General features: G+C 60.9%; 21 protein-coding genes. 11 read left to right on the plus strand and 10 right to left on the minus strand.

Annotated features, from left to right (window positions below):
- Positions 1-328: 328 nt before the first annotated feature.
- Both ACFFSY_RS12985 and ACFFSY_RS12990 read left to right on the plus strand, forming a co-directional pair.
- Positions 329-856, plus strand: coding sequence for a hypothetical protein (locus ACFFSY_RS12985; RefSeq protein ID WP_377494494.1), 528 nt, complete (start codon positions 329-331; stop codon positions 854-856).
- Between the two features lie 20 nt (positions 857-876).
- Positions 877-1,395 carry a Crp/Fnr family transcriptional regulator gene (locus tag ACFFSY_RS12990; protein ID WP_377494496.1) on the plus strand — a complete coding sequence of 173 codons (519 nt, stop codon included), beginning with the start codon at positions 877-879 and terminating at the stop codon, positions 1,393-1,395.
- A gap of 210 nt (positions 1,396-1,605) precedes the next feature.
- On the opposite strand, the gene hmpA is transcribed toward ACFFSY_RS12990, so the two are convergent.
- The 5 genes from hmpA to ACFFSY_RS13015 form a co-directional block, all read right to left on the minus strand.
- Positions 1,606-2,829, minus strand: coding sequence for an NO-inducible flavohemoprotein (hmpA, locus tag ACFFSY_RS12995; protein ID WP_377494498.1), 1,224 nt, complete (start codon positions 2,827-2,829; stop codon positions 1,606-1,608).
- Between the two features lie 213 nt (positions 2,830-3,042).
- A complete protein-coding gene (locus tag ACFFSY_RS13000; protein ID WP_377494500.1) occupies positions 3,043-3,552 on the minus strand; it encodes a ferritin in 510 nt (169 codons plus the stop codon).
- A 150-nt stretch (positions 3,553-3,702) separates the two neighbouring features.
- On the minus strand, positions 3,703-3,927 hold the full coding sequence (locus ACFFSY_RS13005; RefSeq protein WP_377494502.1) for a DUF1450 domain-containing protein: 225 nt from the start codon (positions 3,925-3,927) through the stop codon (positions 3,703-3,705).
- Positions 3,928-4,372: 445 nt separating this feature from the next.
- A complete protein-coding gene (locus ACFFSY_RS13010; RefSeq protein WP_377494504.1) occupies positions 4,373-5,584 on the minus strand; it encodes a beta propeller repeat protein in 1,212 nt (403 codons plus the stop codon).
- Positions 5,585-5,758: 174 nt separating this feature from the next.
- Positions 5,759-7,312 carry a methyl-accepting chemotaxis protein gene (locus ACFFSY_RS13015; protein ID WP_377494506.1) on the minus strand — a complete coding sequence of 518 codons (1,554 nt, stop codon included), beginning with the start codon at positions 7,310-7,312 and terminating at the stop codon, positions 5,759-5,761.
- Positions 7,313-7,481: 169 nt separating this feature from the next.
- Between ACFFSY_RS13015 and ACFFSY_RS13020 the strand changes: the two genes are divergently transcribed.
- The 3 genes from ACFFSY_RS13020 to pdaA all read left to right on the plus strand — a co-directional run bounded on the left by ACFFSY_RS13020 (position 7,482) and on the right by pdaA (position 9,905).
- Positions 7,482-7,703, plus strand: coding sequence for a YwbE family protein (locus ACFFSY_RS13020; RefSeq protein WP_377494508.1), 222 nt, complete (start codon positions 7,482-7,484; stop codon positions 7,701-7,703).
- 132 nt (positions 7,704-7,835) lie between these two features.
- The gene (locus ACFFSY_RS13025; protein WP_377494510.1) at positions 7,836-9,008 is read left to right on the plus strand and encodes a copper amine oxidase N-terminal domain-containing protein; all 1,173 of its coding nucleotides are present in this window, start codon (positions 7,836-7,838) and stop codon (positions 9,006-9,008) included.
- 150 nt (positions 9,009-9,158) lie between these two features.
- Complete coding sequence (gene pdaA, locus ACFFSY_RS13030) at positions 9,159-9,905, plus strand: delta-lactam-biosynthetic de-N-acetylase (protein WP_377494957.1); 747 nt, start codon at positions 9,159-9,161, stop codon at positions 9,903-9,905.
- Between the two features lie 282 nt (positions 9,906-10,187).
- On the opposite strand, the gene ACFFSY_RS13035 is transcribed toward pdaA, so the two are convergent.
- The 3 genes from ACFFSY_RS13035 to ACFFSY_RS13045 all read right to left on the minus strand — a co-directional run bounded on the left by ACFFSY_RS13035 (position 10,188) and on the right by ACFFSY_RS13045 (position 13,639).
- Positions 10,188-10,745: an NADPH-dependent FMN reductase gene (locus ACFFSY_RS13035; RefSeq protein ID WP_377494512.1), complete on the minus strand. Its 558-nt coding sequence runs from the start codon at positions 10,743-10,745 to the stop codon at positions 10,188-10,190.
- Positions 10,746-11,017: 272 nt separating this feature from the next.
- Complete coding sequence (locus tag ACFFSY_RS13040) at positions 11,018-11,692, minus strand: response regulator (RefSeq protein WP_377494514.1); 675 nt, start codon at positions 11,690-11,692, stop codon at positions 11,018-11,020.
- Positions 11,693-11,725: 33 nt separating this feature from the next.
- Positions 11,726-13,639: a sensor histidine kinase gene (locus tag ACFFSY_RS13045; protein ID WP_377494516.1), complete on the minus strand. Its 1,914-nt coding sequence runs from the start codon at positions 13,637-13,639 to the stop codon at positions 11,726-11,728.
- Between the two features lie 417 nt (positions 13,640-14,056).
- Here ACFFSY_RS13045 and ACFFSY_RS13050 point away from each other — a divergent pair, with 417 nt between their 5' ends.
- On the plus strand, positions 14,057-15,421 hold the full coding sequence (locus tag ACFFSY_RS13050) for a DUF2252 domain-containing protein (protein WP_377494518.1): 1,365 nt from the start codon (positions 14,057-14,059) through the stop codon (positions 15,419-15,421).
- A gap of 108 nt (positions 15,422-15,529) precedes the next feature.
- The gene (locus ACFFSY_RS13055; protein ID WP_377494520.1) at positions 15,530-16,027 is read left to right on the plus strand and encodes a CcdC family protein; all 498 of its coding nucleotides are present in this window, start codon (positions 15,530-15,532) and stop codon (positions 16,025-16,027) included.
- Between the two features lie 694 nt (positions 16,028-16,721).
- Here the strand turns inward: ACFFSY_RS13055 and bioB are convergent.
- Positions 16,722-17,720, minus strand: coding sequence for a biotin synthase BioB (gene bioB / locus ACFFSY_RS13060; RefSeq protein WP_377494522.1), 999 nt, complete (start codon positions 17,718-17,720; stop codon positions 16,722-16,724).
- Positions 17,721-18,199: 479 nt separating this feature from the next.
- Between bioB and ACFFSY_RS13065 the strand changes: the two genes are divergently transcribed.
- The 4 genes from ACFFSY_RS13065 to ACFFSY_RS13080 all read left to right on the plus strand — a co-directional run bounded on the left by ACFFSY_RS13065 (position 18,200) and on the right by ACFFSY_RS13080 (position 22,121).
- Entirely contained in the window at positions 18,200-18,661 is a 462-nt protein-coding gene (locus tag ACFFSY_RS13065; protein ID WP_377494524.1) for a MarR family winged helix-turn-helix transcriptional regulator, read from the plus strand.
- Between the two features lie 429 nt (positions 18,662-19,090).
- Entirely contained in the window at positions 19,091-19,585 is a 495-nt protein-coding gene (locus ACFFSY_RS13070; protein ID WP_377494526.1) for a glutathione peroxidase, read from the plus strand.
- Between the two features lie 121 nt (positions 19,586-19,706).
- Positions 19,707-20,756 (plus strand): adenosine deaminase, encoded by a 1,050-nt coding sequence (add, locus tag ACFFSY_RS13075; RefSeq protein WP_377494529.1) that lies wholly within the window; start codon positions 19,707-19,709, stop codon positions 20,754-20,756.
- Positions 20,757-20,801: 45 nt separating this feature from the next.
- Entirely contained in the window at positions 20,802-22,121 is a 1,320-nt protein-coding gene (locus ACFFSY_RS13080) for a deoxyguanosinetriphosphate triphosphohydrolase family protein (protein WP_377494531.1), read from the plus strand.
- A gap of 245 nt (positions 22,122-22,366) precedes the next feature.
- On the opposite strand, the gene ACFFSY_RS13085 is transcribed toward ACFFSY_RS13080, so the two are convergent.
- The gene (locus ACFFSY_RS13085) at positions 22,367-22,900 is read right to left on the minus strand and encodes a cysteine hydrolase family protein (RefSeq protein WP_377494533.1); all 534 of its coding nucleotides are present in this window, start codon (positions 22,898-22,900) and stop codon (positions 22,367-22,369) included.
- Between the last annotated feature and the right edge of the window lie 89 nt (positions 22,901-22,989).

The raw sequence follows: 22,989 nt of genomic DNA on the forward strand, positions 1-22,989 counted from the left end.
ACAGTAGAATCGGCAATGGCTTGAGCGAATCCAGCCATGCAGGCAGCTCTCGTACTGGCATAACAAGTTGTGATTGTGGAGTGTGTTGTGTTTAATCGATCATGTCTTGGTTGTACAGCCTAAGTTTAGGCGGGAAGTGTAAAATGAGCGTAAACCCTATATTAAGATTGTGTGTTTAATTTTGTTTGATTGGTTTAAGTTTGGATTCGGTTGGCGGTGAGGATCTCCACCTTGAGACCGAGGCGGGAATCGGCGCGCGGCATGATTGGCTGTCCGGCGCATAAGGATTACAATAGAGACAAACGGAAGACGAGAGGGTGGCGTTCGGATGTTTCAATGGGGGCGTTTGGGCAGGTTCAAACGGTATGGCAGTCCATGGAACGACGGGCAGGAAATCGATTATCAATGGCCGTCGACCGGATTCCCCGTCGTGAGGATCCGGCTGGGCGGGACGCGGGGCGGGCGGCGCAAGGTGGCGGTGGGACTGATCGCGATCGGCGACGTGGCCGTCGGGCTCATCGCGCTGGGCGGAGTGAGCGTCGGCATCCTCGCCTTCGGCGCAGTGGCGCTCGGCTGGGTGCTCGGGCTCGGCGCGGTGGCGGTCTCGAGCCTGGCGGGCGGAGCAGTCGCCATCGGCGAGCTGGCTGCGGGCGCGGTCGCCATTGGGCAATATGCGATTGGCGCGGTCGCCATCGGGGAGCAGGCGCTGGGGGCGGTTGCCATTGGCCAGCACGTGCTCGGCGCGGTCGCGATCGGAGAGACGGCCTACGGCGGCGTAGCCATTGGCGAGCACGGTTTCGGCATCCTGCCGTTCACCGCGGATGTATTCAATTTTATTAAAGGATTATTCGACTAAGAGGGCGCGAATCATACGACATGAGATTTCATAAAGGTGAATCATTGTTTCGGCAAGGGGAGGAAGGGCCGCTGTTTCGGATCGAAAGCGGTCTGCTCAAGGTCGTGCGTCTCCACCCGGACGGCGGCGCGTTCATCTTCAACCTGCTCACGCCCGGCGAAGTGATCCCCCACCATTCGCTAATCAGCCCCAAAGAATATCACGGCACCGCCATCGCGCTGACGACCTGCGAGGTGACGGTGATCCCGCCGGACGAGTGGTACGGCGCGATGGAACGCGATCCGGCCCGCTACCGGGAGGCGGCGCTCCTGCTGCAGGCGAAGCTGCGGATGATGCAGCAGCGCATCGATCAGCTGACCGCGCTCGAGCCGGCGGAGAAGCTGGGCCGCCTGCAGGAGTGGTTCGGCGCGTACGTACAGGATACGCCGCTTGGCGACCTGCTCACCCAAGAAGAGATTGGTCAGCTGCTCGGCCTTCGCCGGGAGACGGTGAACCGGCTGCTGCGCGCGAAGAAGCCGCAAGCGTCACGGGATTCGTGATGCTTGCGGCTTTTTTCGATACCTATAGTGAGTGAGGCGGTGGGGCAATAGCGGCGTCAGGCCGACTGTTGCGTGTCGCAGCGAACGACCGGCTCGCAATAGTAGCCCCCAGCCGACTGTCGCGTGTCGCAGCTGGCGGTTAGCCAGCAATAGTGGCGCCCCACCGACTATCGCGTGTCGCGGAACGGCCTTCACGCACCCCGCCGAGTCTTAGTCCTCCGCGTCCACGCTGGCCGCAGGCCCGAAGAACTCGTAATGGATGCGCTCGGGCGGTACGCCATTCGCTTTCAAACCGCGGTAGACCTGTTTGATGAAGTCGGCCGGACCGCAAATATAGCAATCGGCCACGTCCTGCGGCAGCGCGGCGCGGAGCCACGCCTCATCGATGCGTCCGAAATGCGCCGCGCCTTCACCTGCGTCGCGGTCTTCCTCGGTCGGCCGCGTGTAAGCGTACCGGACGTCGATGCCGCTTCCGCTCTCCGCCAGCTTCCGCACTTCCTCGCGGAATGCGTGCTCTCCGCCGTTCGGCGCGGAGTGCAGGAAGATCGCCGGGCGTCCTTGATGCTTCAGCTGGCGCAGCATGCCGATCATCGGCGTAATGCCGGAGCCGGCGCTAATGAGCGCAACCGGAGCGTTACCCTCCGAGGCGGCCAAGGTGAAGTCGCCCGCCGGCGCGGACAGCTCTACGGCGTCGCCTTCGTTCAAGCGCTCGTGCAAATAATTGGAGACGATGCCGTCTGGCTGACCGGCGCCGCTCTCGCGCTTGACCGTAATGCGGTACGCGCTTTGGCCTGGCTCTCCGGAGAGGCTGTACTGGCGGATGTGCGTGTACGTCTCGCCCGGTACAGTGAGTTTGACACTGACATATTGGCCTGGCGCGAAGGACGCAGGCTGCGAGCCATCCGCCGGTTCCAGATAGAAGGAGGTCATGACGCTGCTTTCGGCCTGTTTACGCACAACCTTGAACGGCTTGAAGTCGGCCCAACCGCCTTCTTGTTTCTCCGCTTGCGCATACATCTCCGCTTCGACGCCGATGAAGGCGTCGGCGATGACGCCGTAGGCTTCTCCCCACGCGCCAAGAATCTCGTCCGTCGCGGCGTCGCCGAGCACGTCTTTGATCGCTCCGAGCAGATGATGGCCGACGATCGGGTAATGTTCCGCCTTGACGCCTAGACTGCGGTGCTTGTGGGCGATCTGCTTGACGGCCGGCAGAATCGCTTCCAAGCGGTCGATATGAACGGCGGCGGCGTAGACGGCATTGGCGAGCGCGGTCTGCTGGCGTCCCTGCTTTTGATTGGCGTGGTTGAAAATATTCAGCAGTTCGGGGTGTGCGGCAAACATCTGTTGGTAGAAACGAGTCGTAATGGCAGTGCCGTGCACCTCGAGAGCCGGGACGGTCGATTTGATGATGGCGATCGTCTTTTCGTTGAGCATGCGCGCTTCCCTCTTTCTCTTCGGTAGTGGATATGTACTTATTGTACCGACTCGATTAACGGGCATGTGTGATCCAAATCACACGGTGTGGGGCGGTTTTGTGACGACCGGCGGTGATAACCGGGTATAGTATGGCATGCGGCAGGCCGTCTCGACCATCAAAAAAGGAAGCGAACGGCCAGAGCGGCGCATCGCTTCCTTGAAAGGCTTGTCCTATTTCTCCGAAGACGGCGGCGTGAACGAACGCGCGGCGAACTCGTTGTCGAGCATGTAAAACGCGTTGCTGTCCTTCTCGATCCGCTTCAGCTTGTTGATGATGCTGTCGAACATCGCTTCTTCTTCGACCTGCTCGTCGATGAACCACTTCAGGAACTGCATCGTCGCATGTTCACGGTCGTTCAAGGCCAGGTCGGAGAGGTGATAAATGCGGGCGGTGACGACTTTCTCGTGCTCATACGCGTGCTCGAACACTTGCAGGATCGAGTCGTATTCGTTCTGCGGCGTCTCCATGCCGGCCAGCGTGGCGCGGTGTCCGCGGTCGTTGAGGAATTTATAAATTTTCATGGCGTGAAACCGTTCTTCTTCCGCCTGCACGATGAAGAAGTTGGCGAACCCGTCCAGACTTTCGCCGGAACAGTAGGCAGCCATGGCCAGATAGACATGGGCGGAATAGAATTCGAAGTTCATTTGGTCGTTTAACGCGCGGCTGAGCATTTCATTCATGGGGCTTCACGCACCTTTCCTTCGTCGTCGTGTGGAAATCAAAAAGCAGCGGCTCCCCGCAGGATGCATGACGCACGCTAGCCAAGGAGCCGCATTCGCTTCTCTAGTGTACCACACTCGTCCGTCGTTAGCCCACCTGAGATGGACAAATTACCCAATGCGGGCTTTCAGGATGCCATACAGCGCTTCAGCCGTCGGCGCGACGACGACTTCCTTCTTGCCGATCGTGACCATGCACTGCTTGGCGCACATCCGGCAGTTGCCCAGGCAATCCTTCTTCTTCTGCTTCAAGTCGGGGAATTCGCTCTTCAGCGTCTTGTACACCGACTTCGATCCGGTGCGGAAATTGCGGCAGCAATATCTGATCTTCTTCATCGTCCGTACCCAGCCTTTCACGGTTGGTCTGTATGTATATTCTCAATGATATTCATTCTCATGAAGGCTGTCAACGCGAAATCGGGCAGGGTTGTACGGGCGGGGAAACGTCCATGGCTGGCGGCTTAACTACACAGCGTCTATCCAATAGCCGATCAGTATTATAACGAGCACCAAGAGTATAATGAGCGCAAGTCGCTTTCGCATCGTTATCGTCTCCTTATGCAAGGCTAGCAAGTACGGACTGTGCCTCGATAAGAAAAAAATACCCGGGCCACGCCGTCTTCAACCCGCAAGCGGGCGTGGAAAACGGCGCGTCCGGGTAAGGAGCGTCCAGACTAGTCGCAAGGTACGCGACCCCGGTAAGCGTCGCGCGGCGTCGAGTCGCGGCCTGCAGCCGGGGGAATAGGCGGCACGGCAAGTTTGACGGATTTCGGCACGCGGGTCAGTCGGACGGGATTGCGAACGTCTTCGACCACGTCGCGCCGCCGTCGCGCGTGGCGTAGACCGCCGAGCCGGTCAAGCTCGTGACGGCGAGCCAGCCGGACTTGGCCGCGGGGAACGAGAGCGCCCCTTCGAAGCCGGTAGGCGCGCTGCCGTTCCGCCACGACTTGCCGCCGTTCAGCGTCCGGCCGAGCGAGAGGGTGTCCATCGCGCCGCTTCCGGTCAGAAGATAAGCCGATCGCAGGTCGGGCGTCGCCATATCGGAGGGCCTGCCGGGAGGTCCGGGCAGCTTGCCGGCCTTCATAGCAGGACCCGGTGCGGGTCCGCCGCCTGCCGTGGCGTTCGAGACGACCTGCTTCCAGCTGGCGCCGCCGTCTTTCGTATGGAAGAGCGAATAGGACGTCTGCGACATGCCGGATCCGCCGTACAGCAGCGCCCAGACATCGCGGCTGTCCGCGCCGTAGACAGCGCCGCCCACGCCGGCGGCGGAAGATGCTTGAAGCCGGGTCGTCCACGTCCGCCCGCCGTCCGTCGTGCGCTTCACCTGATAGCCGCCCGGTACGAGCGCGACCGCCCAGCCTTCCTTCGGCGAGAAGAATTGCGTCCCGCGCGTGTTGGGCGGCGTCGGCAGCTTGCTCCACTTCACTCCCGCGTTGGCCGTGTAATAGGCGGAACTATCGTTGACCGCATAGCCGAAGCCTTCCAGCGCCGACCGAAAATCAATGCGCGCGAAGCGATTGCCGCCATTGGGGACCGGTTTGTAGCTGGCGCCGCCGTTCGCCGTGCGCAGCAGCGTCGCCGGACCTTCGGGCGTCGCGCGGGCCAGGACATAGCCGAGCGAGTTCGTCACGAAATCCATCTGCGCGAAATCGAGCTTGCCGCTGTAAATCGACTGCCAGTGGCATCCGCCATCCGACGTGCCGAGCATGAAGCCGTTCCCTGCCGCTCTGCCCGTGGAAGCGTTCAGAAATTGAATGGACGTGAAATGGGGCGATTCCCCTGAGGTGTCCGCCGTCAGTCGGATGCCGTGATTATCGGTTCGGCAGCCCTCTGCAGCGGCAGCCTCACGGTCGCCGTGCGCCGGCAGCATAGACGCCGCTAACAAGACGGACGCCATGTAAGCGATCAGGCGGGTGCGCAGGCGGCGGTTGTTGCGACGGGAACCATGCGTTCGCTGGTCTGATTTCGTTATTGTGCATTCCTTCATCATCATCACCTCTACCTTTATCTTACCCCGATGCCGAGTCGTATAGGCGCGGGCATCCAATAGAGAAGAGACCGGTCGGGCAGCGCGAGGTCAGAGGGCCGGCTCGACGCAGGCAGCCCTCGCCAGAATCGCACAAAAAGAAAGAAGCCGTGCAGTCGCGGCTTCTTTCTTAAGCGGGAACTATTCGCGTTCTTCTTGCGCCATGCGCCGCAGGCTGCCGATCAGGGCGTCGAGCTTGTGGAAGCTGCTGGCGATCTCGTCCGCCACGCTCTTCTGACGATCCATGTTGGAGGAGATTTGCACGGCTAGGGCGCTGGATTGCTCCGTCACGCCGGCGATCGTGTTCACCTCGTCGATAATGTGATCGGAGGAGCGCTGAATTGCCTGGTTCTGGCGTTCGACCTCCGATGCTTCCTCCAATACCTGCCCCGCGATGGCGGAAATTTGGCGGAACACCTCTTCGGAGGCTTCGGCCGATTGCTTGCTGTGCGCGATCGTCTCTTCGACCTGTGCGAATTGGCGAACCAGCGCGCTGCTTTTGCCTTGGAGCGAGGTCAAAATGTCGCTAATTTGCGACGTGGAGGCGTTCGAATGCTCGGCCAGCTTGCGCACCTCGCCGGAGACGACGGCGAATCCGCGGCCGTGCTCGCCCGCGCGGGCCGCTTCGATGGCGGCGTTCAGCGCGAGCAGATGCGTCTGGGCGGAAATTTCGGTGATCGTGGCGAGAATGTCGGCGATTTGGCCGTTCTGCGTGTTCAACTCGCGGAGCGTCACTTTGATTTCCGCGGCTACGCTATCGACCTCTTGAATCTTCTCCTTCAGCTCCAACATGCGGCGATGGCCTTCCTCCGTCACGGCAGCCGTGTCGACCGAGCTGGACTTGACCGCCTGCGAGCGGTTCGTCACGTGGCCGATCGCTTGATTCGTCGACTGCAGCAAGCCGGAGATATCCGCGATGCTCGCGGCCTGAAGCTCCGAGCCTTGCGACACTTCGCGCAGTCCCGTCGCGATCAGGCCGGTATTCTCCGACGCGTGCGCGACGTTATCGCGCAGCCGTTCGTTCAAGTCGTTGAGGACGCCGATCGCCTCCTGCATATTGGCCATCAGCTCGTCGCGCTTCGCTTTCTCCCGCGCGAACTGCTCGCCGCGCAGGAACAAGCTGCGCAGCATGCGCGCCGATAGCAGACTGATGATCGTCATGCCCACGGCGCCAATAACGAGCGGTAGGAGGAGCGAAGGAATCAGCTCGCCTTTGTTAGCGGCCGCGCCGGCATCGCTGCCAAGATAACGCATGATCAGGATAACGTTGCTCGCGATCGTGACGATGTAATACGACAGCACCGGCTTGAACGAAGGATACAACAGGAAGAGCGCGGCGAACGCGAGCGTCGTGCCCGGATTGACGGGCGCCGCGTCGGTCCCGAGCGTCAGTTGCAGGAAGACGTTCATGAAGCCGAACATGAGTACCGCTACCGCAGGGCCGAACCTGACGGTGGCTGCGCGTTTGTTCAGCAGCGTGATCGCGACGCTCGGCGCAAGGAAGGCCGCCATGAGCACCGGCGCTTCCTCCGAGGCGAGGCCGCTGGCGAGATAGCCGGCCAAATTGCCGAGGAAGAGAAGAAAGAAAAGAGCGGCCACGATCCGGTTCCGCGATGCGAACAGCGCGGTCAATTCATCCAGTTCGGGGGCTGGCCGGGTGATCGAATCATATAGCTGGCGTATGCTTGCTGCCAAGGAAGTTCCCCCTAAGATCGTCGTTATCTTCTTTATATCGGTGCAAAATTCGGTAGAATTAAGAGCATGTACGATGCAACATCCGGAAAAATCTTCAGCGGATTTGAGCGGGCGGTCCCCGTAATGGTACGCTAGTAGTCAAACCGTGCAAGCAAAGGAGCTTTCTAAAATGAACAATAACGGACAACAGCGCGCGGCGATCCGGCCGGGCATGACCGTCGATATCGTATTGAAACAGGACCAGCCGACCGGCAAGCTGACCCGCGGCGTCGTGAAGGATTTGCTGACCAAATCGCCCAACCATCCGCACGGAATCAAGGTTCGATTGCAGAACGGCCAGGTCGGCCGGGTGAAAGCGATTGTGGACCAAGGCGGTTCATCGGCCACGTAAAAATGCCAAGATCACCGCGCCCCCCTCGAAAGAGTGCTCTATGGTAAAAACTATCCATTGCTACGTACGCTGCCATTCCGGTATAACTGAGCTATGGGATAATGAACACCATGTCGAGAGGGGCAATCTTAGTTGAACAACAAGGCAATGGTTTTATCGGCGGCACTGCTGCTTGGCGTAATGTCGGCAGCACAGGCGGCACCTGTATCCGCCAAGGGCAAGCAGGACCGTGATCGCGTCCAGCAGGAGCAAAGCGCAGGTCAAACGGAAACGAAATCAGCCGGGGATGAGGCGGACGAGTCTAAATTAACTGCCGAAGCGAGCGCGGGAACAAGCGGCTCGGCTGCCGTTGAAGACGATGATGCAGAAGCTAAGGAAGTCGCTGCGGAAGCTGAGGACGACGATGCGGACGCTGAGGATAACGAGGCGAAAGCCAAAGAAGATGATAATCACGGCAAGAAGAAAGGCAAAGGGCACGATAAAGAGCACGGCCTGCAAAATGCCTATAAAAATACGAAGGACAAGCCTGCCGGCGAGCGCATCGCCCAGCTGCTGAAAGAGAAATACGGCATCGACGTGACGGCTGAGACGAAAGAGCAGATCGAGGCGATCGTCACCGATCTGGAGGCGAAGGGCGATACGGACGCTGCGGAGGATACGCAGGCGGAGCTGGTCGCTGGAGATCCGACGAATGTAGAGCTGTACGTGAAGCTTGGCAAGATCAAGGAGAAGAACGGCAAGAAAGGCGTTAAAGCGTACGTGAACGGCAGCGAACCGAAGTTCGACGTAGCGCCGGTGAAGAAGGACGGCCGCGTGCTGGTGCCGTTCCGCGCCATCGCGGAAGCGCTCGAGGCCGACGTGAAATGGGATGCCGCGTCGAAGACGATCACGGTTACCCGCGACGGCGTCGAAGTGAAGCTGACGCTGGGCAGCAAGGTTGCTTATGTGAATGGAACCGAAATCAAGCTGGACGTGCCAGGCCAGTCGGTGAACAACCGCGTGCTCGTGCCGCTGCGTTTCTTGAGCGAGGCGCTGAAGTCGAACGTCGTGTGGGAGCCGGAGACGTCGAGCGTCATCGTGAACGATGCGGCGACGGAAGACGGAGCGGCGGCGACGGAGGGAACGGACGCGAATTCAGCGACCGCGGATACGACAACGACGGAAGCGTCAACGACGGATACGACAACGACCGGGACGACGGAATCCTCCGCAACGACGGAGCCGGCGGCATCGACCGACGCGGCGGCGACGAACGCTGCGACTGAGGCGTCCACGACCACGGAAAGCCAGACCACAACGCCATAATCGACTTTTAATAGAATTCCTTTAATTGGAACGTGTGGAAAAGCGCCGCCCGCGCCATCCTATCCTTGAATAACCGGCTTTAAGCCCGGACTTCGAGGAGGTTGGACGGTGCGGCGCTTTTTTGTCGCGTTGATCGCGATCACAACGATAATGGCGGGCGCGGGGATCGCCCCGGCTTCGGGTGCCGATGGTTCCCGCCCGTTTCATTTTGGGTTCAAGAAAAGCAAGAACGGCGAACTGCCGTCGATTGCGCAGGAAGGCTTCATGGACCTGCTGCAGCAGCACGGTTCGATCTTTCTGGGCGATACGGCGAGCAAAGAATTGTACCTAACGTTCGACAGCGGATACGAGAACGGCGTCACCCCGCAAATTCTCGACGTGCTGAAGGCGAAAGGAGTGCCGGCCATTTTTTTCATCACCGGCCATTACGTGAAGGACCAGCCGGAGCTTGTGAAACGGATGGTCGCGGACGGCCATCTGATCGGTAACCACTCTTGGAGCCATCCGGACATGACGACGCTGCCGGAGGGACGAATCGTCTCCGAGCTGAGTCAGGTGAAGGACGCCGTAGCGCAGCTGACGGGGCAGCAGGAGATGGCGTATTTGCGACCGCCGCGGGGGATTTTCAGCGATCGGGTGCTCGGGGTAAGCAAGGGCGCCGGCTATACGAATGTGTTCTGGTCGGTGGCATACAAGGATTGGGATACCAAGGCGCAGCGGGGGGCGAAATTCGCCTACGACAGCGTCATGGCGCAGCTTCATCCAGGTGCCGTCATTCTGCTCCACTCCGTCTCGACGGATAACGCGGGCGCGCTGCCGCAGATCATCGACGACGCCCGGGCGAAGGGTTATACGTTCAAGAGCTTGAATGAGCTGAAGACGAAGCAGTACCGGTGAATTGGAGCTGGACGATGCAGCCTCTATGAACATAGTGGGGCAGCGGCGACGTTTCGCAACGAGCGGTATCTGCGCGTTTGAGATCCAGCAGTTTTACGCGGGGAAGCCCGCAGGATGCCGCCGTGCAGCGTGAACGCGGTAACACGAGTTTGACCGCCGACGTGTGACCGAGCATTGCGTGCCGCGATCCCGGGGCGGCATACCGCCATGCCAAAAAAAGCTTCGATGCACGATGAAACGTGCATCGAAGCTTTTTGTCTTGTGCAGCGTCAATGCGGCTGCTCAGGCTTTCGGCTTGCGAATTTGCGCCGTCAGCGCGAGGAAATGATCGAGCACCCGGTGGATGCGGTCGCCGATCTCGTGGCCGACCTCGTACTCGTCCGGCGTCGCCGTCTCGAACCAGCGGCGCTGCGCGCCCCCGATCGACAGCCACTCCGGCGCGTTGATACCGTGCAGGTTACGGACGATCGCCTGCAGCTGCTGGAGCGAGCTGACGCCCACGGCGCCGCCGGCCGAGCTGACCGATAGCACGGGCTTGCCGCTGAAGTGGTCTTGACTGAGGAAGTCGAGCGCGTTCTTCAGCACGCCGCTAATGCTGCCGTGGTATTCCGGCGTGGCGAGCACGACGGCGTCGGCATCGAGGACGGTCTGTTTCAGCGCGACCACTTGCGGATGCGTCGTGCCGTATTCGTCGGGGGAGAAGAACGGCAGCGGCTTCTCGTGCAGGTCGAACAGCGTAGCCTGGAAGCCGTTACGCTCGATGAGGCGGGCTAAGTAGGCGCTCAAATGGGTGCTTGTGGCGTTCTTGCGGTTGCTTCCTGCGATAATGGCGATTTTCATCATGGATCATCCTTTCGCTCTCTTGCTGAATGCTGCATTCCCAATCTTTGGATTACGAACGCAAACCAATCAGCACATTCGCTGAATGCTGCATTCCCAATCTTTGGATTACGAACGCAAGCCAATCAGCTGATTTAACCTTATTGTACAGAGGGGTGCGGCTGCCCGCGTCGGCAGATGGACGGAATTTCGGCGGCAATCCGCATCCGCCGAATGAATGAATCGAATACGACTTTGGATGGAGATCGGCGGTGCCGCGATGCGGTGGAAGGCTACGAATTCGGTTCGCCGAACCCGTGGCGGATGGCCAGAATCGCCGCCTGGGTCCGGTCCGTTACGCTCAATTTGTCGAGCAGGTGACTCACGTGGGTTTTGACCGTCTTCTCTGTAATGTGCAGCGTATCGCTAATGTCTTTGTTGCTGAGGCCGCGCGCGATTTGCTCCAGCACTTCAAGCTCGCGCGGGGTCAATTCTTCGAAGGGATTGCGCGGCGCGGGCGCGGATGGTGCGGGGGGAGCAGCCGAGGGTGCCGCAACCACGCTCATCAGCGCGCTCGCTGCATCCGGATGCAGCTCCACCTGCCCTTGATGGACGCGGCGGATGGCCCGGACGAGCTCCTCCGGCTCGATGTCCTTCAGCAAGTACCCCTTTGCGCCGGCTCGGATGGCCGGCAAGACGTGGTCCTGGTCGGAGAACGACGTCAGCACGATGACCTTCACCTCCGGATGGGAGACGGTCAGCCGTCTGGTTGTCTCGATGCCGTTCAGAACGGGCATATGCAGGTCCATCAGCACGACGTCGGGCGCATGGAGCGCAATTTGCTCCAGCGCTTCTTGGCCGTTGGCGGCTTCGCCGACGAGCAGCAGATCGGGCTGGGTATGCAGGAACACCTGCAGCCCTTTGCGCACCATCGCATGGTCGTCCGCCAGCATTAATCGAATGGTCATCTATCTTCGCTCCTTCAGCTTGAGGGGGAATGGTCAAAAATGCAGCGGCACCGTCGCTTCGACTTCCGTGCCGCCGCCAGCCGGCCGGGTGATCGTCAACTGCCCGCCAAGCGCCTGGGCGCGCTCTCTCATCGTGGAGAGGCCCAGCGATCCGTCCTTGGCGCTGCCGGGCGCGATGCCGGCGCCGCGGTCGGAGACGCGCAGAACGGCTTTGTCCGCAAGCAGCTGGAGATGGACATCAGCCTCCGTGCAGCCGGCATGCTTGCGGACGTTGTTCAGCGCTTCCTGGCCGATGCGCCACAGCGCTTCCTCCACGGTGCGGGACAGCTTGCTCAAGCCGGACACCTGCGTGGCGATGGTAAGCCCGAGCTTGGCGCCGTAACCGGCGAGCGCGGTCGCAAGCCCAGCCTCGAGCCCGGCGGGACGAAGCTGCATAATCAGCGCGCGCATCTCGCGGAGCGCATGCTGCGCCAGCGACTGCATGTCGCGCACGGAGGCGATCGCCTCCGCCGTCGCCTCGCGGCTGAGCAGGCTCTCGACGCCCTTGGCCGTCATGGAGAGGGAGAAGAGCATCTGGGAGACCGAATCGTGCAAATCGCGGGCCAGCCGGTTGCGCTCGGTGAGCCGCGCCAGCTCGCGGCGGTTGTACTCGAGCTCCACGCCTTCGAATACGACGGCGAGATGCTCGCCTAGCGCCTCGACGACCTCGCCCTGCGCGCAGTCTGGCTTGCGGCTGCGCCTGTCGCCGACGAGCAGAAGGCCAGCGTTGCGGGCGCTGCCGGACGGAATGGGGGCGGCGAGCAAATAGCTTAGGCCGGGCAGGATGCCGGCAAGCTCTGGTATGGCGGACAGCTCGGCGGCATCCTCCGCCGGCTTAATGGTATGAGCGCGCCCTTGCGCCGCTTCGCGCAGCCACTTGGAGGCGCCGAGCGGAATTTGCGCGTCGACGGTCGCGGCGCGGCCCTCATCGTATACGGTGCGGACGGCGAGCGTGTCGCCTTCCGTCGTCAGCAGCGCGGCGAATGGCCACTCGAAGTGTTCCCCGATTAGCGTGGCGGCCTGCCGGTAGAGACGGCATGGCAGATCTTCCGTTCCTTCCTCTGCAGTGCCTGCATCGGAGCCGCCGCCAAGGCTGCTTGCAGGCGAGCCGCCTGCAGCTGCGGAATTCGCGGTTGCCGGGCCGCCGTTCGCGTCGGCGCCTTCGCGAGCAGCGATGGCGTACGAGGGGCGTTCGTCATTGGCGGACAAGCCGCCTATCGGCGAGGTAATCGCCTCGTTCTCCGCCGCTTCGGGGGCCGGCACCGCAGCTGGCAGCCCCTGCGCTAGCTGGCATTCCGCGGTGACGCCGCGGCCGACGGCGACGGCCGCGCTCAGCGCGCGGCTGAACACGCCGAGCTTCGCGAATAGCTCGGCTCGCTGCTGCTCGGCGGCGTACAGCCGCATCCGCTCAATCGCGCCGCCGATCTGGTAAGCCACGCCTTCAAGCAGCGCGAGCTCCTCGTCGTTGAAGTGCACCTTGCCGGGCGCCGCCACGTTCAGCACGCCGTATTTGCGGTCGCCGGACCGAAGCGGGACGGTGGCGTGATGGGTAATGCCCTGCGTGTCGCCCCAATCGTTCTCCTCCGCGTCCTCGATCCGCTTGCAATTGAGAATGTTCACGGCGCGGTTCAGCCGGCCGTCCCGGAACCGGTCTACGCACCAGCAGGAGCCGCAGCGCATAGGCGCCTTGTCTCCGATCATCAGAGCCGGCGGCAGCGCGAAGTCGGAGGCGCACTCGAATTCCGTCTCTTCTATAAAAAGGATCCAGCCGCTCGTTAGACCCGAGAGCGCCAGCAGTTTCTCGAGCACGCCGTTCAGCAGCTCCGTCGTCAAGCCGCCCGACTGGTTGAGCATTTCGGCAATCGTCTTCAACGTCACCAGCTTCTGTATGCGGGGATCCGCGATCATCGTATCCGCTCCTTCGAAGCCGCCTGGGGCGGCTTTGTTCAAGTTTCCCGCTAATTAGCAGCTTCCAAGTTGTACATAATCTTATGCCTCGCCTTCTGGTTACCCTTCAAGGGGGACTAAGAGGACTCCAAGGGGGGAGAAAAGAGCGCCATTGTGAATAGAGATAATCAAGTAAGCTTTGTCCGCGAGGACAAAAGCGTGCCCCGTGCGAAAGCGCCCGACGTCCGCCAAACTACCACGTTAGCACTAACACTGGAGTCCAGAGGTCAGCGCCCTTGGGGCCCCTCCTTTGGAGGGGTGGGGGAGGTAGATTTGTTCCTGCATCAAGGGTAAGAGAACGGATGGGCGATTGTCAATTGCTGGGCTTGCGTCGTACACTGGAAGAAGCAGGAATACGGCAAGGGGAGAGGAGTCCTTATGAATCATACAAGCGGGGAAACGCTGACAGACCGGGTTCGCCACACGCGTGACAAGCTGCGCAAAATGACGCTGACGGCTGTATTCGACGAATTCGATGGCAAGCTGATGGGCCTTGATCGCAAGAAGCGCGCGGTGAAGTACCGCAAAATGGCGGAGACGCCATTTTCCTTTTTTCGCGGCAGCGCCTATCTGTTCTATTTCGATGTGACCCGGGCTTGGTTCCCCTACCATACGTCGCCGGAGCGGCCGACTTGGATTCAGGGCGATCTGCATATGGAGAACTTCGGCGCGTTCCGTAACGGGTCCGGCAAGCTGGTCTACGACGTGAACGACTTCGACGAAGGTTACCTGGGCTCGTATCTGTACGATCTGCTTCGGATGTCGGTCAGCATCGCGCTCGTCGGACGGATGAAAGGGCTCGATAAGCCGGCGCAGGCGTCCGCCATCCGCGCATATTTGGAAGCGTACGGATCGCAAATGCGGCGTTTCGCCAAACGCAAGGACGATCCCCGGGATTTCGTAATCGATGAGGAGACGGCGGAGGGGCCCGTCCGCAAGCTGCTGCGGAAGCTGCGCAAACGGCAGGACAATCATCTGCTGGAGAAGGTGACCGCGATGATGCAGCAAGAGCGGCAGTTCGCCGAGACCGACGAGCTTGTGCCGCCGACGGACGACGAACAGGCGGCGCTGCTCGCCGCATGGCCGCAATATACGGAGACGGCAGAGCTGCGGGAGGCGCACGCGATTCATTTTCAAATTAAGGATATCGCCGTCAAACACGGCTCAGGCACGGCTTCGCTCGGGTTGGACCGGTTCTACGTGCTGATCGAGGCAGCTGCCCCCGAAGAAGGCGAGACGGGCGCGGATGACGCGGTGCTCGAGGTCAAAGAGGTGCGCACCCCGATACCCGCTTATTTCATGCCGTACGAGGAAGAATTCTGGACGTTGTTCGGGAGTCATCAGGGCCAGCGGGTCGTGCTGACCCAGCGGGCGATGCACCATGAGGCCGACCGGTATTTGGGCGCGCTGTCGATCGGGGAACGGCAGTTCTACGTGCGCGAGCGTTCGCCCTATAAGAAGCGGCTGAAGCTGGACGTCTTGGAGGGGACGGATGAGCTCCACGGCGTGCTGGAGGCGATGGGCCGGCTGACGGCCAAGCTGCATGCCCGCGCCGATGCGGACGTGCAGGAGGGGCTGCTCGGGTACCACAGCGAAGCTGAGATCGTGCGGGCGATGGGCGACGACGAAGCTGCGTTCTGCGCGACCATCGGCAATTGGGCGTTGTCATACGCCGATCAGACGGAGCGTGACCACGCCTTGTTCGTACAGTGGTCGGCTGCAAGGCGCAAGGCGAAAGCATAAGGGAGTCGGCCGCGAGCGTTCCGGTATTGCGCGGGCAATCCCGTTTACAGTACGATTAGGACGTAGGCCGCACTTTGAGGCGGCAAGGTGAAAGAAGGTAGTCGTACGATGAATTTTAATTTCAACCTGGCTCAGCTCCAGTTCTCGCATATGGCGTCGATTCTCATGTCGCTCCTCGTGGGCGGCGGCATCATCGCGATGCGGCTGCGAGCGTCCAACCGCCCGGTCTCGCTGCGCAAAATCATCATTCCGCCGCTGGCCATGTCGACCGGATTTCTTATGTTTGTCGTTCCGGACACCCGGATCCCGTGGTTGTGGGCGCTCTATGCGTTCGCGGCGGGCGCGATTCTGTTCGCTTACCCGCTCATTCGTACGTCGAAGCTCGAGCGCAGGGGCGGGGAGATCGTCTTGAAGCGATCGAAGACGTTTATCGTCATCCTGCTGGCATTATTTATCGTCCGCCTGCTGCTGCACGACGTGCTCGAGCAGTACGTCAGTATCCCGCAGACGGCCGGTCTCTTCTTTATTCTGGCTTTCGGCATGATCCTTGTCTGGCGTCTGGCGATGCTGCGCATCTTCCTCAAGCTGGAGCAGGGACGAGCCTAGGGACGGGCCGCGAGGCTCGGAGTTACGGCTTGCTCGGGCTGGATAGTGCTCCTTGGCTGTTCCCTTGTCGGACCTGGTGAGACCGGGCGCCATGAGAAGCGCTGCGCAGGGCTGGCACCCGGAGGAACGCTGACCTGCGAGACGAGGACCGAGCGGATCGAAGGCTTGCTCTGGCGGCTCACCGCACGGCTTACGGCGACGAGGGTCCGGGCGTTCGCGGTCAGGGCGGATTGACCACGAACCGGTGACTAGCGCCACGTATACGATTAATGCGGCGGGGGAGCGAGCATCGGTTTCTTGCCGTCAATCGGATCTTAACGCAGCGGTGACATTGCGCTTACCCATGACCGGTAAAGTGGACGTATCAGCCTGAACGGGAGGGGATACGGATGCTGAAACGGTTGCGCAGATGGCGCCGGCGGCTTCGACTCAACCTGGCGTGAAACGGACCATGCACGTCATGCTATCATGCGCGAATAGCGCCTCCCCGGGAACCTGAACGGTTCCTGAGCGAGGCGCTTTTTGTGTTTTGGCCATTCATTGGCTGTGCTAAGCGCGCTTGCGTACCGCGCGCCTTCAGTGTGCGATGCTTGGTCACACATCGGCGGTTGCGGGGAGTTTCGTCCAGTGCCTGCCGTTGCGGCGTACCGCGTTAAAGGCAGATTCTTAAAAAAGAGGTAACCATTTCTGTTTTTTAGAGGGCGCAGCGTTCGATCTCAAAGCCCAGGTCTTCGATCATCCGGTGATCGTCGGAGACGTCCTGGCCGCTTGTGGTGAGATAGTCGCCGACGAAGACGGAGTTGGCCGCGTACAGGGCAAGCGGCTGCAGCGACCGCAAGTTCACCTCGCGGCCGCCGGCGACCCGAATTTCCTTGGATGGGCAGACGAAGCGGAAGAGTGCGAGCACCTTGAGCGCCTTCATGGCTGGGGTGCGTCCGGCATTGGCGAGCGGCGTGCCAGGGATGGCGTTCAGGAAATTAATCGGAATCGAGTCGGAATCCAGCTCGCGCAGCGCATACGCCATCTCGACGATCTCGTCGTCCGTCTCGCCCATCCCGATAATGACGCCCGAGCAGGGCGACATGCCGCTGGACTTGGCCCGCCGCACCGTCTCGGTCCGCTGATCGTACGTGTGGGTCGTCGTAATGGCAGCGTAGTTGGCGCGGCTGGTATTCACATTATGGTTGTAGCGATGAACCCCGGCGTCGGCGAGCCGCTGGGCTTGGCCGTCTGACAGAAGTCCAAGGCAGGCGCAAATCTTGAGCGGCATCGTCGCGGTGATTTCCTGGACCGCCTCGATGACCTGGTTCAGCTCGCGTTCGGTCGGGCCTTTGCCGGAGGCAACGATGCAATAGGTACCCGCTTGCCGGTTCATCGCTTCCCGCGCGCCCGCGAGCAGCGTCGCCTTATCCATCAGCGAGTACTTGGGCACGGGCGCCGTGGAGACGATCGATTGCGAACAGTAACCGCAGTCTTCGGGGCAGAGGCCGCTTTTGGCGTTGATGATCATGTTCAGCTTGACCTTCTTGCCGTAATAATGCTTGCGCACGGCAAAAGCCGCATGAAGCAGCGGCAGCACCTCGTCATCCGGAGCCTGCAGAATAGCAAGGCCCTCTTCCGGCGTGAGCAGCTGCCCATTCAGCGCCAGGGAGGCAAGCTGCTGCCAATCGCAGCTGGTTGACGTTAACGTCATGGTCGGGTTCCTCCTCGTCGTATGTTTGAGGCGAGCGTCGAAGTGGGCGGTGTGTGTTTATTGTTAACCACTTTCGACTTTTGTGGTTAACAATTGGTCTGGTGCCATTTTAGCAGACGAGGATGCGGGTGGTAAACACCTTTTTCCAGATGGCGAGGTTGCCTCATTCTCAACGCGCCTGTGCCATACTGTGGCTACCGGGAGCGCACTATCGAGTATCCAGAAAATGGTGGCCAAATGGTTCCGCTCTAAAAGGGATAAAATGGTGATGCGTGCGGGGGAAAACGAACGGCAGACGTTTTTCTATGGTTCGCGATAGACGCCCGTGCAACCAACTATGCGTCGCACCCGTCGTACCCGGGATGACCTCGCATCTCCTATTGGCTCGAAAAGATTGACAACACGAGAACGTAACTATAAAATTAAATTGTATAAAATTTAATTGGGCCAATGGCAGCATGTACAGACAGGAGGGGAACATGGACGCGAATCCGCTCTTATTTCTCGATAATCAACTTTGTTTCGCCCTCTACGCGAGCTCGCGCGAGGTGACGAAGCTATACCGTCCGTTCCTTGACGAGCTCGGACTTACCTACACACAGTACGTGACAATGCTCGTGCTCTGGGAGAAGGACGAAATTCCGGTGAAGACGCTCGGTGAGCGGCTGCACCTGGATTCCGGCACGCTCACACCCCTGCTCAAGAAGCTGGAAGCGGCCGGACTCGTCCTGCGTGCCCGGGACCCGCAAGATGAGCGCAGTGTCATCGTGCGCCTGACGGACCAAGGGCATGCGCTCAAAGCGAGGGTGGAGGACCTGCCGGCGCGCGTGTTCTGCCAGACGCAGCTGTCGCCGGAGGAGATCGGGAAGCTCCGCGATCAACTCCATGACTTGACCCGGACGATTAGTGCCCTGGCAGGCTGCAAGATAGAGCGGGAGTAAGGATCTTCGCCCGATGCCTTCACATCCGCTATCCGGCCCGGCCTATTCCGCGCGGAACGGCCGACGCATGCAAGGCGGGCAGGAATTACCCGTGGGACAACGGCGTTAGCCAATGCCTATCACCCGAAGCAGCAATAGCAGGAGGCGGGCGCGATGGAACGGGGGCAATATCAACGCCAAACGTTACGCTTTGGGGCGCGTCAACGACACTTGGCCAACGCCAAGCGCAAAGGCTAGTCACGACGTACACGGCGATTCGGGAGCGCCAAGCCTTAGCACCATCGCCACCCTACGCGAAAGGTCTGGCGTCAAGCGCTACGCTTCGCGGCGCGCGTTGCCGCCCCGATCCACGGGCCATAATTCTTGGGATGACAAGCGTTCGCACGCTGCTGCCCGAGTAACATCCACATTTTCAGGAGGTAGATGATCATGTCGAACTTATACGATTTTCAAGCTACAACGATTAAAGGCGAGTCCCGCTCGTTAGCCGATTTCAAAGGAAACGTGGTTGTCGTCGTCAACACGGCGAGCAAATGCGGGCTGACGCCGCAATACGAGGGGCTTCAGGAGCTGTACGAGACGTACAAGGACCAAGGCCTTGAGATTATCGGCTTCCCGTCGAATCAGTTCAACGGCCAAGAACCGGGCACGAACGAAGAAGTGGAGACGTTCTGCAAAGTGAACTATGGCGTTACGTTCCCGCTGTTCGCGAAGACGGACGTACGCGGAGAAGAGGCACACCCGTTGTTCCAATACTTGACCGAAGCAGCGCCGTATTCCGGCTCCCCGGACGAACCGGCGGACAACTCGGTCAAATGGAATTTCACGAAATTCCTCGTCGATCGCGAAGGCAACGTCGTGGAACGGTTCGAGCCAAGCATCGTGCCGGCGAGCATGAAAGCGTCGATCGAGAAGCTGCTGTAAAGACGCACCTTCGAACGTCCGATAAAATTTCCCGTTCGTCACCCATCGCTCTTGCATGACCATGTTACTTCTGCGAGAATAAGATACATTAAGCGCGGTCTTGAATGGGAGGTAAGTTGACATGGTTGTGAACGACACGGTGAAACATCAATTGGCTGCATTACCGAAAGCCGACCTCCACGTGCACTTGGATGGCAGCGTGAAGCCCGAGACGGTACTCGATTTGGCGGCCCGGAAAGGCATTCAGCTCCCCGCCAATACCGCGGAGGGGCTGTTGCCGTATATGCAGGTGACGGACGAGTGCGAGAGTCTCGTTGAATACTTGAGCAAATTTCAATTCGTGCTCCGTTTCATGCAGGACGCCGAGTCGATCGAACGAATCGCCTTCGAACTGATCGAGCAGGCTGCGGCGGAGAATGTCATCTATATGGAGGTACGCTTCGGCCCGCATCTGCATACCAGCGAAGGACTGACCCACGACGATGCGATCGCGGCGGCGCTGCGCGGACTGAAGCGCGGGGAAGAACGGTTCGGCGTCGCGACGGGGCTGATCGTGATCTGCATGCGCCACGAGCCTGAGACCGTGAACCGGGAAGTCATCGCGGCGGCGCTTCGCTTCCAGGGCCAAGGCGTCGTCGCGGTCGATCTGGCTGGAGATGAGGCGGGATATCCGGCGGCGTTGTTCCACGAGCTATTCCGCCCGGCGCGCGAGAGCGGGATGCCGGTAACGATCCATGCCGGCGAAGCGGCTGGCGCTGCGAACATCGAGGAAGCGGTGACCGGCCTTGGCGCTTGGCGGCTCGGTCACGGGGTTCGGCTGAAGGAAGACGGGCGGGTGCTTGCGCTTGTGCGGGAGCGGGGGATTCCGCTGGAAATGTGCCCGCTCAGCAACATGCAGACGAAGGCCGTCCCGGGCTGGGCGTCGTACCCGCTGCGGGATTATTTGCGCCAAGGACTGAAGGTGACGGTCAACACGGACAACCGGACCGTGTCGGATACGACGATGACGAAGGAATACGCCATGCTGATGGCGCAATGCGGCTTGACGGTCGAAGAAATTGCGGCCACGATCCGGAACAGCCTGGACGCGGCTTTCGCCGAGCCGTCCAAGCGGGAAGCGCTGAAGGCGCGGCTGCAATCGGTTTGCGAGGAGCTTGGCATCGCCTTGTAACGCCTGCTAACCAAGACTGCGCACCGGAGAAGGAGAGGGATGCCCATGAACGTACGCAAACTGCGTTTATTCGATACCGAAAATGTATTCTCCAGCGAGAATCGCGACGAATACGAGAAGGACTACGCCAGACTTATTCAGTCCCCCGCCTTCCGGCGGCTGCAGGGCAAATCGCAGGTGTTCGGGGCGGGAACGGGCGATTATTACCGGACGCGGCTGACGCATTCGCTCGAGGTGTCGCAGATCGCGCGCGAGGTGGGCCGCCGGCTCAACAAGACCGAGCCGTTCCTCGCGCTGCGCGAGCATCCGGGGTTGGTCATCGAGCCGGAAGTCGTCGAATGCGCATCGCTCGCCCATGATCTTGGCCACCCGCCGTTCGGCCACAAGGGCGAGGAAGTGCTGCACCGGCTGCTGTCAGCCGACTATGGGCTGAACTATGAAGGCAATGCCCAGAACTACCGCATCCTGATGTTTCTGGAGAAGCGGGCGGGCAGCGACAGCGGCTTGGATCTGACGAGCGCGGTGCTGCTGGGCATTAACAAATACCCGTTCAACCTCGGCGAGCCGGGACGGATGAAGGGCGTCTACCCAATGGAGTGGGTGGACGGCATTGCCTATTTGCGCGACCAATGGGGGATGCCGGAAGGCTGCGCGACGCTCGAGGCGCAGCTGATGGACCTGTGCGACGATATCGCCTATTCGACCCATGACATCGAGGATGGCATTCGCGCCGGCAAGATCCAAATGAACCGCAGCTTCTTCGAGGACGACCGCCTCGTGGCCCATACCGTGCAGGAAATCGTCGAAGACCAGGGCAATTCCGCGGTCGGCTGGGATCAGGTCGACATCGCGGGCATGGTGCGCCAGGTGTTCACCCTCTACCTGGAGCAGTGGGAGACGATCTATAACGCGTGCGGCCGGGAGACCTCCCGCGCCCGTCGCGAGATGAAGGCGCGCTGGGTGAGCCAGTTCGCCGCGCGGGTCGGCATCATCGACGATCCGGCGACTGGCTGGAAGAAGGTGACCTTCGTGCGCGATGGCGAGCAGGATCTTGAGCTGCTGCGGACGATGGAGATTCTGAAGAAGCTCGCCTGGGTGACGCTGATCAAAGACTTCCGTGTGCAGCGGCTGCAGAAACGCAGCGAAATTCTGCTCCAGCGGCTGTGGGAAAGCTTCAAGGACGAGACGACCGGCCGCCTCATCATACCGCCGGACTGGATCGAGAGCTACGAGCGGCAGAAGGACGTCTGGCCATGGCCGAGGATGGTGGCGGATTACATCGCGGGCATGACGGACGCTTACGCGGAGAAGGTGTATGGCGAACTCTACGCGAGCCGGACGGGGTCAATTTACGAGCGGGACTAAGCGAAGGTGCTTCAGCCGGCGATGATGCATACGGAATGAATAGAAAGCCTCTTCGATTGCGCGGCAGAGCCGTCGACGATCGAAGAGGCTTTTTTGGTTGGTTCGGCGTCATGGTCTCAGGCGTGGGGCTGGTGGTCATGCGTGCGTTGCGCACGGGCGCGGTGCTGTTCGATGCGCGTTATGGCGGTGGCGGTAGCTGGACGCAAGCCAATGGCAGTAAAGATGAGGCCGGGTGTTGGGCCTTGTCAAGACAGCTGGTCGACGACATGCGCTCCGATCCGGCGCAGCTTCGCCAGCGCCCGGCCGCGGGTGCGCTCGTTCCTGCCGCCGACAGCCTGGTGCGGGACCGTCACGAGGAAGCCCCGGCGCAGCGCCTCCTTCGCAGTCCGGTAGACGCAGCCCTCGGCGAATACGCCGGTGATGACCAGCTCGGAGATGCCGGCCGCTGCCAAGTAGCCGGCCAGCGCCGAATTCGAGAAGGCGCTGCCCCGCCGCTTGGCGAAGCGGAGGCTGCCCGCGAGCCGCACGCGCGCGTCGAGCTCTGCGCCGGCCGAACCGGCGACGGAGGCCTGTTGCCGGAAGACATTGCCGATGAGATCATAGGGCGAGAACTCGTTCATGACGTAGAGGATGTCCGAGCCCTCCTGCGCGAAATCATCGACGAGCGCGTTGACGTGCTCCAGCAAGCCGGGGGTCTGACCGGGATCGACGGGCATGCGCGCGTCCTCTCCGATGAAATCCCGCTGCATATCCATGACAAGCAGCGCGCGGTTGCACATGCCGATCGGCTCCTTTCGGGTGGGGTAGCCTTAGTATAGCGCCTGCGGTTCCGGGCAGCCATCGGTCGCGGGGAGGGAAACGGTATCGG

Source organism: Paenibacillus aurantiacus (genome assembly GCF_042431225.1).
GTDB classification, from domain to species: domain Bacteria; phylum Bacillota; class Bacilli; order Paenibacillales; family Paenibacillaceae; genus Paenibacillus_Z; species Paenibacillus_Z aurantiacus.

Bases quoted from the DNA above. Each gene is read 5' to 3' on its own strand.
- add (WP_377494529.1), top strand. From the start codon at position 19,707: ATGGTTGTGAACGACACGGTGAAACATCAATTGGCTGCATTACCGAAA.
- pdaA (WP_377494957.1), top strand. From the start codon at position 9,159: ATGGCGGGCGCGGGGATCGCCCCGGCTTCGGGTGCCGATGGTTCCCGC.
- ACFFSY_RS13045 (WP_377494516.1), bottom strand. From the start codon at position 13,639: ATGATCGCGGATCCCCGCATACAGAAGCTGGTGACGTTGAAGACGATT.
- ACFFSY_RS13005 (WP_377494502.1), bottom strand. From the start codon at position 3,927: ATGAAGAAGATCAGATATTGCTGCCGCAATTTCCGCACCGGATCGAAG.
- ACFFSY_RS13035 (WP_377494512.1), bottom strand. From the start codon at position 10,745: ATGAAAATCGCCATTATCGCAGGAAGCAACCGCAAGAACGCCACAAGC.
- ACFFSY_RS13020 (WP_377494508.1), top strand. From the start codon at position 7,482: ATGAACAATAACGGACAACAGCGCGCGGCGATCCGGCCGGGCATGACC.
- ACFFSY_RS13080 (WP_377494531.1), top strand. From the start codon at position 20,802: ATGAACGTACGCAAACTGCGTTTATTCGATACCGAAAATGTATTCTCC.
- ACFFSY_RS13065 (WP_377494524.1), top strand. From the start codon at position 18,200: ATGGACGCGAATCCGCTCTTATTTCTCGATAATCAACTTTGTTTCGCC.
- ACFFSY_RS13000 (WP_377494500.1), bottom strand. From the start codon at position 3,552: ATGAATGAAATGCTCAGCCGCGCGTTAAACGACCAAATGAACTTCGAA.
- ACFFSY_RS13040 (WP_377494514.1), bottom strand. From the start codon at position 11,692: ATGACCATTCGATTAATGCTGGCGGACGACCATGCGATGGTGCGCAAA.
- ACFFSY_RS13010 (WP_377494504.1), bottom strand. From the start codon at position 5,584: ATGATGATGAAGGAATGCACAATAACGAAATCAGACCAGCGAACGCAT.
- bioB (WP_377494522.1), bottom strand. From the start codon at position 17,720: ATGACGTTAACGTCAACCAGCTGCGATTGGCAGCAGCTTGCCTCCCTG.
- ACFFSY_RS13055 (WP_377494520.1), top strand. From the start codon at position 15,530: ATGAATTTTAATTTCAACCTGGCTCAGCTCCAGTTCTCGCATATGGCG.
- ACFFSY_RS13070 (WP_377494526.1), top strand. From the start codon at position 19,091: ATGTCGAACTTATACGATTTTCAAGCTACAACGATTAAAGGCGAGTCC.
- ACFFSY_RS13085 (WP_377494533.1), bottom strand. From the start codon at position 22,900: ATGTGCAACCGCGCGCTGCTTGTCATGGATATGCAGCGGGATTTCATC.
- ACFFSY_RS13050 (WP_377494518.1), top strand. From the start codon at position 14,057: ATGAATCATACAAGCGGGGAAACGCTGACAGACCGGGTTCGCCACACG.
- ACFFSY_RS12990 (WP_377494496.1), top strand. From the start codon at position 877: ATGAGATTTCATAAAGGTGAATCATTGTTTCGGCAAGGGGAGGAAGGG.
- ACFFSY_RS12985 (WP_377494494.1), top strand. From the start codon at position 329: ATGTTTCAATGGGGGCGTTTGGGCAGGTTCAAACGGTATGGCAGTCCA.
- hmpA (WP_377494498.1), bottom strand. From the start codon at position 2,829: ATGCTCAACGAAAAGACGATCGCCATCATCAAATCGACCGTCCCGGCT.